Genomic DNA, 12544 nt, shown 5'->3' with positions numbered 1-12544 from the left:
AGATAATATAAAGCATATTTCATTGTTAGAGCAGAAACATGGCTATAGCTGAAGCATTTCTTGCGACGCAAAATTGTTATTTTAATTATGAATTTGAAGAACTTTATTTAGAGGATGATTTTCCTGAGGAGTTATCTGTGTCACTGCGTGGCATGATGTTCCGTCATGAGATTCAATATCCTGATGCAACCTATTTCATTTATTACAGTGAGATGTTGACGGGGAATGAACTGCAAAAAATGAAAGATGATTGGATGCGATATTGCCCACATTCATAATTGAAAAATATGAATGTAATTAAATGCGTGATCCAAAACTTTAATTCAGCTATTAGATTGTGATTTTAAAAGCTCACTTCGATGAGCTTTTTTGATTTTTCGGTATCAATTGCAGCCCGCCTGTTATCGCCGCGCCAATCGTAGCAAGCAAGATGTCTTTGTGTGCATCCCACATATCACCTTGTTGTCCATTATAGTTTTCCGCTTCCTCAGGAGATAAACCAATGGCAATCAGCCATTCCAGCCATTCATAGAGCATGCTGCTGGCCACCACAAACTGAATCACCAGTAGGAAAATGACCACGGGTTTTTGCTGCGGCAACCAGACCTGAAACAGGCGATGGAAAACTGGATAAAGTAATAATCCGTAGGCCAGATGGACAAATCGGTCGAACATATTGCGTGACCAGTGCATGGCTTCATTCAGATTAAAGCCAAAAATCTGTTCGATCCACTGGTTATAGGGCACATAAGAATACAGATAGTGCGCAGCAATCACATGAACAATCAGAAAAAGAATATATAAATTAAAATTTAAAAAATTCAGCCCGATTTTATACAGGCAGATGAGCAGCATGATGATCATGAAAACTGTGCCTGCTTGATGCAAGAGATAAGCTTCCAGTTCTAAAGGACGAATACTGGCAAGCAAACTCGCCAGAATTAAAATGCCCAGGCTCGCGTAATGTTTGGCAGAAAGTCGATGTTCAATCATGTCGTTATTATGAAATATCTTTTTTAAAATAAAATACATTATAAATAAAAAGGCGAAGCCTGAGCTTCGCCTTTTCGTCTTATTGCAAATTAGATTTTTGCAATCAGCTCAGCTACCTGTTTAGCTTGATCAGCAGCATTACCTGTATATGATGCAGGTGTCATTTCCGCTAAACGCGCACGGTCAGCAGCAGGAACAGCTTCTAACTCGTTACCGTTTACGAAATCTACCATCATGTCGCGAGTCATGGCTTGACCACGAGTCAGGGCTTTTAGTTTTTCGTATGGTTTTTCAACGTTGTAACGACGCATTACAGTTTGAATTGGTTCAGCCAATACTTCTTGGGCATTATCCAAATCTTCATTGATACGCGCAGCATTCAATTCCAGTTTACCAATACCTTTAGAGCAAGCTTCAAAAGCAATTAAGCTTTGCGCAAAACCAACACCCATGTTACGAAGCACCGTAGAGTCAGTCAGGTCACGCTGCCAGCGAGAAATAGGCAGTTTTTCGCCAAGGTGTGCAAGTACAGCATTGGCAATACCCAAGTTACCTTCAGAGTTTTCAAAGTCAATTGGGTTAACTTTGTGTGGCATGGTTGAAGAACCAACTTCGCCTTCTTTTAGTTTTTGCTTGAAGAAACCAAGAGAGATATAGCCCCAAATGTCACGGTTAAAATCGATCAGAATAGTGTTGAAACGACGTAGCGCATCAAACAGTTCAGCCATATAGTCATGTGGCTCGATTTGAGTGGTGTACGGGTTGAAGTCTAGACCCAAAGACTCTACAAATGCTTGTGAGTGCGCAGGCCAGTTGATGTCTGGGTAAGCAGAGTAGTGCGCATTGTAGTTACCTACTGCACCATTGATTTTGCCCAGTAGCTCAACATTTTTGAACTGTTTGATTTGGCGTGCGAGGCGGTAAGCCACGTTCGCCATTTCTTTACCCAAAGTTGTCGGGCTTGCAGTTTGACCATGAGTACGAGACAACATTGGCTGGTCTGCATGCTTTTCAGAAAGCGCAACGATTGAATCGATGATTTGCTGCATAGATGCAACCAGTACATCACGACCGCTTTTCAGCATCAAGGCATGTGACAGGTTGTTAATATCTTCAGACGTACATGCAAAGTGAATGAATTCACCGGCATTTTTAAGTTCTTCGATACCAGCGATTTTTTCTTTCAGGAAATACTCAACCGCTTTAACGTCGTGGTTAGTGGTGCGTTCGATCTCTTTGATGCGATTGGCATCATCTTCAGAAAAATCGCTCACAATCGCATCAAGCGCTGCATTAGTTTCGCCTGAAAACGCCGGTACTTCAGTAATTTCCGGGTGGTTTGCAAGCGCTTGTAACCAACGCACTTCAACAGTCACACGAGCATGGATTAAACCAAACTCAGAAAGAAAAGGACGTAGAGCATCACATTTGCTCGCGTAACGTCCATCTAATGGAGAAAGTGCAGTTAAAGCGTTCATATCGATTCCTTAGATTTTGGAATTAAACGTAAAACGAAACACGTGCAGCATCAGTTAAACCACCTGAAACTGTAAACGCGCTAGATTCTGAATATCTTGTAGCAACTTGCGCTTGCCAAATACCATGCCCCAAGAGCTGCCACCGAGCTGACGCCACAAGTGCGCCATTTGCAAACCGGTAAATAAGGACGCACGAATACGGTTGGTGTGTCCGGCATCTTTAAAGGCTTCAGCATTACCACGTACCATAATGCGCGGATTAATCTGTCCGGCCGTATCGACATAGGTTTGAGCGAGATTGGCAATGATGCTGGGGTGCAGGTAATTATTATCAAAGAAAGAAAGCTGTCTGAGAATTTTCTGTTGGGACTGTTCAATAATTTCAACAAATTTGGGATTGCTATAGACCTTCTTTTCTAACTGAAGAAGTGCCATTGCATAGCTCATGGGAAGTTTGGTGCTGGAAAATTTTGGAATTCTGGATTTTGGAGAAGTATTGAAGGGTTGAATAATGCTGCTTTCTAATGTTTTTAAACCTAAGGAAATATCAGCCAGTTGATTAAAAAAGTCTAGGGTCTGGGCATTTTGATTACTGCCGGGACGGATATTAAGACTGGCTCTAATCAACTGTTCAAAATAAAAGTTACCACTTTCACCAATGCTTTGCTGACCTGTCAATGCTGTCATATGGGTCAGCTGGGTGGCCTGAAACACACCCGCTAATGCCAAAGCACGATTTTGACGAGTATTCAACGTTGTGGCTGGTTGAAATGGTAACTCCGTCATGCCGAATTCATCCTTTTATAAAATCAGGTTTAGGTGCATTGGTATGATGAATCACACCACCCCCTAAACAAACTTCACCTGAATAGAACACCACGCTTTGACCCGGGGTCACTGCACGTTGAGGTTCATCAAACTCAACACGAACACCATTCGGTGATTCTGAATCTTGATACACAGTACATGCTTGATCAGTCTGACGGTAACGGGTTTTGGCCGTACAGCGGAAGCCTGTTTCAGGAATATCCTGCTCACCTGCGACCCAGTCAATCGCTTCACTCCAAAGTGTAGTACTTTGCATGAGTGGGTGTTCATGGCCTTGACCGACCACCAGACGATTGCCTTCGATATCTTTATGCAATACGAACCAGGCACCTTCAGCAACGCCCTTCATACCGCCAATACCAATACCACCGCGTTGACCGAGCGTATAGTACATTAAGCCGTGATGATCACCAACCTCTTTACCGTCTTCCAGCACGATTTTTCCGGGTTGAGCGGGTAAATATTGCTTCAAGAAGTCATTAAAACGACGTTCACCAATGAAACAGATCCCGGTCGAGTCTTTTTTCTTGGCAGTAACCAGATCTAATTCTTCTGCAATTTTACGGACTTGTGGCTTTTCAATTTCACCAACAGGGAACAGGGTCTTATTAATTTCACGACCATGGACAGCATGCAGGAAATAAGTCTGGTCTTTGTTATTGTCCACACCACGCAATAAAGGTGCATATTCTTCACCACGTGAGTTGGTCATGGTTTCACCACGACGGCAGTAATGGCCTGTGGCAATAAAGTCTGCACCCAAGTTAATCGCGTGATCTAAGAAGGCACGGAATTTAATTTCTTTATTACATAAAATGTCTGGGTTTGGCGTACGGCCAGCCGCATATTCCGCCAGGAAATGCTCGAATACGCGATCCCAATATTCCATGGCAAAGTTTGCGGTATGCAGTTTAATCCCGATTTTGTCGCAAACGGCTTGTGCATCGGCAAGGTCATCCATCGCCGTGCAATATTCTGTGCCGTCATCTTCTTCCCAGTTTTTCATGAAAAGACCTTCAACCTGATAACCTTGTTGAAGTAAAAGGGCAGCAGAAACAGATGAATCTACACCACCTGACATACCGACGATGACACGTTGTTGCATAGGATTAGGCATCCAAATTTGAAATTAAGGGAGAATTTTGGTGCTCGTAAATGAGCGATAAAGGATATTTTTGACCTGAAAGCGCATCTTGCACGGCTTTAATCACCAATGGACTACGCGCGCGAGCAGATTCAATCAGTTCATCAAGCGTCATCCAGACTGCGCCGATAATATCTGTATCTAAAGTGGCATTTGGGTCATAGTCAATGGATTTGGCCAAGAAACAGAAACGGTAATAAGTACGATCCGGGAACATCGGTGGAGTATAGGTATATATACCTAATAAGTGTTTTACTTCCACCCTATGACCTGTTTCTTCCATGGTTTCACGAATTGCGGCTTCAATAATGGTTTCACCGCATTCAACATGACCTGCTGGCTGATTAAATACCGTGTGTGTCACACCTTCTGTATGTTCTTCTACAAACAGGAATTTTCCGTCTTTTTCAACGACAGTTGCGACAGTGACATGAGCAGTCCAAGCGGTCATAAAGCAGCACCATGGAAAAGGATGCACTATTGTATAAAATTTTAGGGTGTGTGGCTATGATGAAATTTTCCGAAAACTATAGTTTTAAACTTTCCTTCAAATTCATTGTTATGATTATATAGAAAGTCAATTTGACTTTCAGGAATTGGATGTTGGCATATTTCTAGACATGAGTAATATTTGATTGTATTCAGGGAAAGTTCACGTCTTTTTTGTCTAATTTCAACTTTATTTTCATCATAATGTGAAATAAGTGTTTCGAAGTTTTTTACGGGTACTTCTTGTATTTGTAAATATAAGTTATTTAAATGTACTTCAAAATAATTTATATTTTCCTTGAGTATGACGGCAGCCTCTAAAGCATTTCTGAGATCATTTTTATCGAGTTGAATGTTATATTGTACCTTCCAAGAAATAAAACCAATGATGGCAACTATAGGTGTTATTACATAAGCAGTGGTTGTAATAATTGTGTTAATTCCAGTCATACTGAAGCTACAAGATAAAGATTGTCCTTGACACACTGCTATGTACTGAAAAAATCCACATATGAATAAAATTATTATGTAGGTGAGTAGATAAAATCCCACATATTTTTCAATTTCTTTAAACATAAATATTCATATAGAGATAGATTTAATTTATTGTATCTAACGATCAAAAAATTTGGCAATTAAAACAGTTATTTATAATTCTCAGAAACTTTTACATAATTATGTGCAGAATACGGCAAGAACGCCATTTCTTTTTCAGTGAGCGGACGTGCTTTTTTTGCCGGGCTACCAACATAGAGCCAGCCACTTTCCAAAACTTTACCCGGTGGAACTAGCGTACCTGCACCAATCATCACATCATTCGGAATGATGACATCATCCAGAATAATGCTGTTAATCCCAATTAGTACACGATTACCAATCGTACAACCATGCAATGTCACATGATGGCCAATCGTGACATCTTCACCAATGATCAAAGGCGAACCATTCGGTTTATCGGCTTTTTTATGACTGACATGCAACATGGCATGATCCTGAACATTCGAATTTTTACCAATCCGGATTGAATTAACATCACCACGAATCACGGCAAAAGGCCAGACAGAAACATTTTCAGCCAAGACCACATCGCCGACCACGATTCCCATCGGATCGATATAACACGATTTATCAATTTCTGGAGTCGTGTCTAAATAAGAACGAATGTTTTGGCTCATGGTGATCTGCTCATTAAAAGTTTAAGGATCATGTGCATAGTATAAAATAAAAAGCACCCATCTGAATGAGTGCTTTGGTCTTAGTCCGGGACTAAAACAGTTTATTTAAACTTAGAACAAGTTTGAGAAGAACTGTTTAATGTGGTCGAGCATACGTGCGAAGAAACCAGCTTCTTCAACCGCGTTTAAAGCCACCAATGGTTTTTCTGAAATTACTTTACCATCCAGAGTCGCTACGTATTTACCTACGACCTGACCAGGCTGTAAAGGTGCAGTCAGTTTAGGTTGAACTACCAGCTGGGTTTTAATCGCATTAGCCTGACCTTTTGGCATGGTCACGTTAAAGTTTTCAGCAAGACCGATCTGAACTTCATCTTCCTTACCAAACCAGACTTTGGCTTTGGCAAGTACCTGTTTAGCAGGTTGAACATTTTTGGTTTCGAAGTTTGCATAACCCCAAGCCAGCAATTCACGTGTTTGTGTCGCACGTTCCTGCATGGTTGGTGCACCAAAAATCACTGAAATCAGACGCGTAGGACCGCGTTTTGATGAGGTGGTCAGACAATAACCAGCTTCATCAGTGTGGCCAGTTTTTAAACCATCTACACTCGGATCAGTATATAGCAGGGCATTACGGTTACCTTGCTTGATGCCATTAAAGGTAAATTCTTTTTCCGCATAAATCGGATAATACTTAGAACTGTCTTTAATGATGTGTTGTGCCAGCGTTGCCATATCTTTGGCAGTTGAATAATGACCTTCAGCTGGCATACCGGTTGAATTGATAAAGCTGGTATTGGTCATGCCAATACGTTTAGCTTCCTGGTTCATCATATGTGCAAAGGTACCCTCGTTCCCTGCAATATGTTCAGCCATGGCTTTCGATGCATCATTCCCTGATTGAATAATAATCCCGCGAAGCATTTCAAGTGCAGTTGCCGTACCATTTAAAGGTACATACATACATGATTCCGCGCTACTGCCGCGACACCATGCTGACTCGTTCATGCGCACTTGTTCATCTTCAGTGAGTTCACCGCTCAATAGTTTTTGTTCGATGATGTAGCTGGTCATCATCTTGGTCATTGAAGCAGGGGCTAATTTTTCATTTTCATTTTTTGAAGCGAGAAGTTGCCCTGTCTCGTAGTCCATTAGCACATAGGATTTATTATTCAATTCTGGTGGTGCAGATAGGACAGTTGCTGCAAAGCTAAAACTAGGAACTAATAATAATGCAGCAAGGGCAGTTTTTTGGGTCATTTCTAGTGGGTTCCTATATCTTGATGTAAGCACGAAGAGCCTAGCATTTTAGGACAAAGCTAGGCTGACTTCTATGGGAAACCCGGTCTTATTTCAAAAGTATTGTAAGTTATCGGCAGAAAAGCAGCTTAATTGTTATAGGTGGTTAATTCATTACAAATCACCTGATTTTTTTTCTTGCCGGCTTTCTTGGCATCCGATTGTGCTTCGGACAGAATATTGCGGAAATCGTTCTGTTTAGCCATCTGGTTTAAGCTTTCAACCGGATTACGCTGGCCCGGCATATACTCAGTCACCAGCTTGGTATAACCCTGATTAAACTGTGACTTGTCTTTGACCATGCTTGGACAGATTTCTGAAAGAACATAAATGGCTGCCAGTTCCTGTTTGGTCACTTGCTGAGTTGGGGTAACATTAATGTTTTCATCGGCTGCAAATGCAGAAGTTCCCAAAAGAGTGGCGGCAGAAATTGCGCAGAATGTTAAAGCTTGGAATATTGGATTTTTCATTGAAAACTCAAAAAGAAGATTTAGAACAATAATTTGCCTAGCTTAAACTTATTTTTGAAATTGAAAAGTGGGAAAATGTAGCGAAGCTGTAGAATTATGAATAAATCTGTAAGAGAAAATAAGACGATGTTTACACCGTCTTATTTGAAAATTTAGCTGGCTTAGCCTTGGTAGTTTAGCATTTCTTCACAGACAGTTTTCTGCTCGTCTGAGCTGGTTTGCTTTGCACCCTGACGTGCTTCTTCAAGTAAAGATTTATATTCACTGTCTGCCTGTAGCTTTTGATAGCTCATGCCTTTATCTGAGTAGTCTGCAAGATAAGACTGGATCAATTGTTCAACGGTGCTGTTAAATTTTGGATTTTGACCAATGATTGCCGGGCAAACTTCAGCCATAACCTGTGCTGATGCAATATCTTCTTTTACAATGGTATTGTTTTCTTCAACAGTCAGATCGTTTGCCATAACTGAAGGGGAAATAAATGCTGCCAAGCTTAAAGTGAGAGCGCTAAATAAAGAGAATTTTTTAATCATCTTGAGCCACATATTATAAAGATGGATGTCGAGCAATAAATATATATAATTCCTGCACTAATACAATGAAATGTCCTAGTCAGTCATTTTTTAGCGTAACGAGATTTTTTAGTGAATATTTTAGTTTCAAATGATGATGGGGTGTTTGCACCCGGTATTCAGGCTTTGGCGCAAGCGCTAAAGCCTTTGGGGCGAGTGGTGATTGTGGCACCGGAAAGTGAACGCAGTGGCTTTTCTAGTGCCTTAACTTTGGACCGCCCTTTACGCCCAATCCAGATTTCTCCTGATGTCTGGGCGGTTAATGGGACGCCGGCAGATTGCGTTTACTTGGCTATGAACGGGCTATTTGATTTTGAATTTGACCTGGTGGTTAGCGGGATAAATAGCGGCGCAAATCTGGGAGATGATATCTTGTATTCCGGTACAGTCGGGGCGGCCTTTGAAGGTCGTTTAACTAAACATCCTGCGATTGCCGTATCACTGAGTGGGCCGAATGTACGTGGCTATCAGCAGCCTCAGGATTATCAGTTGGCCGCCGAATGGGTGCATGATTTTATTGCTCGTGGTTTGCCTGTTCTGCCTGAGCGACATATTTTTAATATCAATATTCCAGATGTAACTGAATTGCAGGGTGAAAAAGTGACATATCAAAGTCGCCGCCGTCAGTCTAAACCGGTGACGAGTCATATAGATCCGCGTGGTCGTCAGGTATTCTGGATTGGACTCTCAGGAGAAGCAGTCGCAGACCCTAAGCCAGGATTTAACGAAATTGATTCGGACTTCTCTGCGGTCGCCAATGGCTATGTCAGTATTACCCCGATTCAGATGGATGCTACCAATTATGAGAGTCTGCGGAATTTACAAACACAATTGGCAGAAAATGCGTCCTTAGTGTTATAACTTTGTGAAAAACTCGCGATTGCAAGTATATTGCCGTAAAACTTTGCTAATCTTAACGGAATTTTGCAACCGTATAGCATTAGAGAGGAAGATAATGTTCTTGGTGTTACCGAAATGTGTCGTAGCTTCGCCTACAACCCTGATTAAAACCCTCGTTTTATCGACCGTTGTTATTTCTACAGGAGTAATTACCGGTTGTGCCACCAAACCCCAGGTGAATAATGCAACGCGTTATGCAACAGCTCCTGATTTCTATACGGTGCGTTCAGGAGATACATTGAGTGGGATTGCAGCACGTTATGGACTGAACTATATCAGTGTCGCAGAGATGAATGATATCAGTGCGCCGTACCGGATTTATGTCGGACAATCGATCCGCCTGAAAACCCATACTACGCGCCGTAGCACCAGCACCCAAGCAGTGACTCAGGCAGCGCCAATCCAGCGTCAAACAATTGCAGTGCCTACACCGGCACCGGTGACACCAGCAACGACAGTACAAACCACACCACGCGTCAGTACATCTGCACCTGTAACGCCAGTATCTACTGCAGCAGGTCTACGTTGGGTAAAACCATCGAATGGCGCGATTCTTCAGCAATACAATTTAGCTTCTAATATCAAGGGCACCCGCTATAGTGGCAATGTCGGTGATCCGGTATTTGCAGCAGCAGACGGGCAGGTGGTGTATGCCGCTGATGGCCTGAAAGAATATGGCAATCTGGTGTTGGTAAAGCATATCAATGGCTATATCACCGCTTATGCACATAACAGTAAATTGAATGTGAAAAGTGGCCAAAATGTAACGGCTGGTCAAAAAATTGCAGAAATGGGATCAACTGGTACAAACCGTACCATGCTTGAGTTTCAGGTGCGCTTAGACGGCAAACCTATTAATCCTACTGCAGTTTTACCAAACAATTAAATAAATAATGCAAAGTGTAAATTTCGCCGTATAATACAATAAGTTGCTTTTATCAAATGATGAAGCACCTCATAAGTTTAGAGGGAAATTTATGTTAGATCAACTTCGAGCAATGGGTGTCTTTGCTTGCGTTGTGGAGAAGAACTCGTTTAGCGGTGCTGCCCGTGAATTAGGGATTACGACCAGCGCCGTCAGTCAACAAATTCGCTCGTTAGAACACGATATGGAAGTCGTACTTCTAAATCGTTCGACGAGAAAATTAAGTCTGACCGAAGCGGGACAAGCTTTTTTCCATAGCTGTCAAGAAATGTTATCTGCTGCTGAGCGCGGTAAAGTCCGGATCAATGAGTTACGTGATGATCTCGTGGGTGAGCTGCGTATCGTTTCTTTGCCAGAATTATGCGCGAATCATGTGATTCCTGCACTTTCTCATTGGATAGCTGCACATCGCGGCTTGGCAGTACATTTAGAAACAAACAATCATGAGGTTGATTTGTTGGATGGGCGGGTTGATATCGCCCTAAGATTTGAACAGAAAAATGATGAGCATAATCTTCAGGTTGTGCCATTGATGCAGATTGAGCAAATTCTGGTGGCGACACCGAGTTATATTAATCAAAGCACCATTATTTCGAAACCTGATGATCTTAAAAATCATGAGGTCTTGCCTTTAACGCATCTTAAAAACCATCAGTATTATCATTTCCAACATGTGAATACTGCAGAAAAAGCCGAGTTTGAACTGAAATCCCGTTTCAGTACCAATAACGGTTTGGTTGCAAAATCGATGTGCTTGCAGGGTAATGGGATTGCCAAGGTTTTATATCTTGATGCTAAAAAGGATTTGCTTAACGGTACTTTAGTTGAAGTTCTGCCTGAATGGAGACTGCCATCGATTACACTGTATGCGGTTATTCCGAAACGTGAACAACAACCGACAAAAATTCTTCGTTGTCTTGATACCCTGAAACAATATTTTAGCCAGATCTCTGGCGGACGTATGTTACAAAACGCATCATAGAGTACAGAATAATAAAAAAGCCGCTTTAGAGCGGCTTTTTTAATTTTTAGGCTAGGGCTTTATGCCAAATAAGCTTTGATCATTTTTACCAGACGTTCGATCAACTGGTCTGCCTGCTCCTGGGTAATATTCAGGGTAGGCAACAGACGAACGACATTGCCTGCAGTGACATTGATAATCATCTTGTATTCATTGCGTGCAATCGCAACCAGATCACCACATTCTTTTGGTAATTCAATCCCGATCATCAGACCGAAACCACGTACGATGACATTTTGATCTGCCAGTTTGTTGCGTAGCTGGTCAACGATATAAGCACCTTTTTCAGCCGCATTCGCGACGATATTTTCTTTTCGCATAATATCGAGAATGGTATAGACCACACGCGAACCCAGTGCTGTACCGCTATAGGTAGAACCGTGATTTCCAGCAGTTAATACACCGACGCCACGACCTTGGGTCATGACTGCACCAATCGGGAAGCCATTTCCTAAGCCTTTGGCTGTGGTCAGTACATCCGGAATAATATTGGTGTGCTGATAAGCAAAGTATTTACCGGTACGGCCATTACCAGTTTGCACTTCGTCCAGCATCATCAGCCAGTTATGCTGGTTGCAGATTTGGCGAATTTCTTCTAAATAGCTGAAACCTTGAGGTGCGGTATTGACACCGCCTTCACCCTGAATAGGCTCAACCAAAATCGCTACGATATCCGGGTGATTGATTGCCGCTTCTTCAATCGCTTCGATATCACCAAAAGGTACACGGACAAAACCTTCAACCAGTGGGCCAAAGCCTTCCTGCACTTTTTTATTGCCTGTAGCAGATAAGGTGGCCATGGTACGACCATGGAAAGACTGGTCGGCAACAATGATTTTAGGCGATGCAATGCCTTGCATATGACCAAATTTACGTGCAATTTTGATTGCACCTTCATTTGATTCTGCGCCACTGTTGGAGAAAAATACTTCTTCCATACCTGCAACTTCAGCCAGTTTCTGTGCGGCAGCGGTTTGCCAAGGCACTTCAAACAGGTTGCTGGTATGAATCAGGGTCGCTGCCTGTTCAGCAATCGCTTCGGCAATGACTGGATGCGCATGGCCCAAACCGCATACCGCAATTCCGGTTAATGCATCTAAATACTCTGTACCATCTTCGGTATAAAGATATGCACCTCGTCCTCGGACAAAGCTGATCGGTTGACGGCCAAAAACAGGCATCAAATGAGACGGTTGATCAGTTTGTACCGGTGCGAGGGTAATATTATTCATGACTAACTCTTAACTGTT

The 12544-nt window shown here is 42.2% G+C and carries 15 protein-coding genes; 4 read left to right on the top strand and 11 right to left on the bottom strand.

Features of this window, described 5'->3' with window-relative positions; genetic code table 11:
• Window positions 1-38 precede the first annotated feature (38 nt).
• Entirely contained in the window at window positions 39-278 is a 240-nt protein-coding gene (locus PYW33_RS09820; RefSeq protein WP_004646529.1) for a hypothetical protein, read from the top strand.
• Window positions 279-351: 73 nt separating this feature from the next.
• On the opposite strand, the gene PYW33_RS09815 is transcribed toward PYW33_RS09820, so the two are convergent.
• From PYW33_RS09815 to PYW33_RS09770, 10 genes are all read right to left on the bottom strand, one after another.
• Complete coding sequence (locus PYW33_RS09815; protein WP_004646530.1) at window positions 352-993, bottom strand: DUF2238 domain-containing protein; 642 nt, start codon at window positions 991-993, stop codon at window positions 352-354.
• Window positions 994-1082: 89 nt separating this feature from the next.
• A complete protein-coding gene (gene purB / locus PYW33_RS09810; protein WP_004646531.1) occupies window positions 1083-2471 on the bottom strand; it encodes an adenylosuccinate lyase in 1389 nt (462 codons plus the stop codon).
• A gap of 54 nt (window positions 2472-2525) precedes the next feature.
• Entirely contained in the window at window positions 2526-3257 is a 732-nt protein-coding gene (gene hflD / locus PYW33_RS09805; protein ID WP_004646532.1) for a high frequency lysogenization protein HflD, read from the bottom strand.
• 7 nt (window positions 3258-3264) lie between these two features.
• The gene (gene mnmA, locus PYW33_RS09800; protein ID WP_004646533.1) at window positions 3265-4404 is read right to left on the bottom strand and encodes a tRNA 2-thiouridine(34) synthase MnmA; all 1140 of its coding nucleotides are present in this window, start codon (window positions 4402-4404) and stop codon (window positions 3265-3267) included.
• 4 nt (window positions 4405-4408) lie between these two features.
• Complete coding sequence (locus tag PYW33_RS09795; protein WP_004646534.1) at window positions 4409-4894, bottom strand: NUDIX hydrolase; 486 nt, start codon at window positions 4892-4894, stop codon at window positions 4409-4411.
• Between the two features lie 41 nt (window positions 4895-4935).
• Entirely contained in the window at window positions 4936-5508 is a 573-nt protein-coding gene (locus PYW33_RS09790) for a hypothetical protein (RefSeq protein WP_004646535.1), read from the bottom strand.
• Window positions 5509-5576: 68 nt separating this feature from the next.
• The gene (locus tag PYW33_RS09785) at window positions 5577-6107 is read right to left on the bottom strand and encodes a gamma carbonic anhydrase family protein (protein ID WP_004646536.1); all 531 of its coding nucleotides are present in this window, start codon (window positions 6105-6107) and stop codon (window positions 5577-5579) included.
• Between the two features lie 111 nt (window positions 6108-6218).
• Window positions 6219-7367, bottom strand: a complete 1149-nt coding sequence (dacC, locus tag PYW33_RS09780) for a D-alanyl-D-alanine carboxypeptidase PBP5/6 (protein ID WP_004646537.1) — start codon at window positions 7365-7367, stop codon at window positions 6219-6221.
• 128 nt (window positions 7368-7495) lie between these two features.
• Window positions 7496-7876, bottom strand: coding sequence for an MCR_0457 family protein (locus PYW33_RS09775; RefSeq protein ID WP_004646539.1), 381 nt, complete (start codon window positions 7874-7876; stop codon window positions 7496-7498).
• 161 nt (window positions 7877-8037) lie between these two features.
• A complete protein-coding gene (locus tag PYW33_RS09770) occupies window positions 8038-8409 on the bottom strand; it encodes an MCR_0457 family protein (protein ID WP_004279733.1) in 372 nt (123 codons plus the stop codon).
• A 111-nt stretch (window positions 8410-8520) separates the two neighbouring features.
• Between PYW33_RS09770 and surE the strand changes: the two genes are divergently transcribed.
• The 3 genes from surE (at window position 8521) to PYW33_RS09755 (ending at window position 11255) form a co-directional block, all read left to right on the top strand.
• The gene (gene surE / locus PYW33_RS09765) at window positions 8521-9309 is read left to right on the top strand and encodes a 5'/3'-nucleotidase SurE (protein ID WP_004279734.1); all 789 of its coding nucleotides are present in this window, start codon (window positions 8521-8523) and stop codon (window positions 9307-9309) included.
• Between the two features lie 94 nt (window positions 9310-9403).
• A complete protein-coding gene (locus tag PYW33_RS09760) occupies window positions 9404-10234 on the top strand; it encodes a peptidoglycan DD-metalloendopeptidase family protein (protein WP_004646540.1) in 831 nt (276 codons plus the stop codon).
• 91 nt (window positions 10235-10325) lie between these two features.
• Window positions 10326-11255: a LysR family transcriptional regulator gene (locus PYW33_RS09755; protein WP_004279736.1), complete on the top strand. Its 930-nt coding sequence runs from the start codon at window positions 10326-10328 to the stop codon at window positions 11253-11255.
• A gap of 59 nt (window positions 11256-11314) precedes the next feature.
• Here PYW33_RS09755 and PYW33_RS09750 read toward each other — a convergent pair whose 3' ends face one another.
• On the bottom strand, window positions 11315-12526 hold the full coding sequence (locus PYW33_RS09750) for an aspartate aminotransferase family protein (RefSeq protein WP_004646541.1): 1212 nt from the start codon (window positions 12524-12526) through the stop codon (window positions 11315-11317).
• Window positions 12527-12544 lie beyond the last annotated feature (18 nt).

The sequence above is a fragment of the Acinetobacter lwoffii genome (assembly GCF_029024105.1).
GTDB classification, from domain to species: Bacteria; Pseudomonadota; Gammaproteobacteria; order Pseudomonadales; family Moraxellaceae; genus Acinetobacter; species Acinetobacter lwoffii.
This window is presented reverse-complemented; position numbering and strand designations above follow the sequence as displayed.

What these genes read in the sequence shown, in the direction of transcription:
- PYW33_RS09820 (WP_004646529.1), top strand. Translation starts at nt 39, where the DNA reads ATGGCTATAGCTGAAGCATTTCTTGCGACGCAAAATTGTTATTTTAAT.
- PYW33_RS09815 (WP_004646530.1), bottom strand. Translation starts at nt 993, where the DNA reads ATGATTGAACATCGACTTTCTGCCAAACATTACGCGAGCCTGGGCATT.
- purB (WP_004646531.1), bottom strand. Translation starts at nt 2,471, where the DNA reads ATGAACGCTTTAACTGCACTTTCTCCATTAGATGGACGTTACGCGAGC.
- hflD (WP_004646532.1), bottom strand. Translation starts at nt 3,257, where the DNA reads ATGACGGAGTTACCATTTCAACCAGCCACAACGTTGAATACTCGTCAA.
- mnmA (WP_004646533.1), bottom strand. Translation starts at nt 4,404, where the DNA reads ATGCAACAACGTGTCATCGTCGGTATGTCAGGTGGTGTAGATTCATCT.
- PYW33_RS09795 (WP_004646534.1), bottom strand. Translation starts at nt 4,894, where the DNA reads ATGACCGCTTGGACTGCTCATGTCACTGTCGCAACTGTCGTTGAAAAA.
- PYW33_RS09790 (WP_004646535.1), bottom strand. Translation starts at nt 5,508, where the DNA reads ATGTTTAAAGAAATTGAAAAATATGTGGGATTTTATCTACTCACCTAC.
- PYW33_RS09785 (WP_004646536.1), bottom strand. Translation starts at nt 6,107, where the DNA reads ATGAGCCAAAACATTCGTTCTTATTTAGACACGACTCCAGAAATTGAT.
- dacC (WP_004646537.1), bottom strand. Translation starts at nt 7,367, where the DNA reads ATGACCCAAAAAACTGCCCTTGCTGCATTATTATTAGTTCCTAGTTTT.
- PYW33_RS09775 (WP_004646539.1), bottom strand. Translation starts at nt 7,876, where the DNA reads ATGAAAAATCCAATATTCCAAGCTTTAACATTCTGCGCAATTTCTGCC.
- PYW33_RS09770 (WP_004279733.1), bottom strand. Translation starts at nt 8,409, where the DNA reads ATGATTAAAAAATTCTCTTTATTTAGCGCTCTCACTTTAAGCTTGGCA.
- PYW33_RS09760 (WP_004646540.1), top strand. Translation starts at nt 9,404, where the DNA reads ATGTTCTTGGTGTTACCGAAATGTGTCGTAGCTTCGCCTACAACCCTG.
- PYW33_RS09755 (WP_004279736.1), top strand. Translation starts at nt 10,326, where the DNA reads ATGTTAGATCAACTTCGAGCAATGGGTGTCTTTGCTTGCGTTGTGGAG.
- PYW33_RS09750 (WP_004646541.1), bottom strand. Translation starts at nt 12,526, where the DNA reads ATGAATAATATTACCCTCGCACCGGTACAAACTGATCAACCGTCTCAT.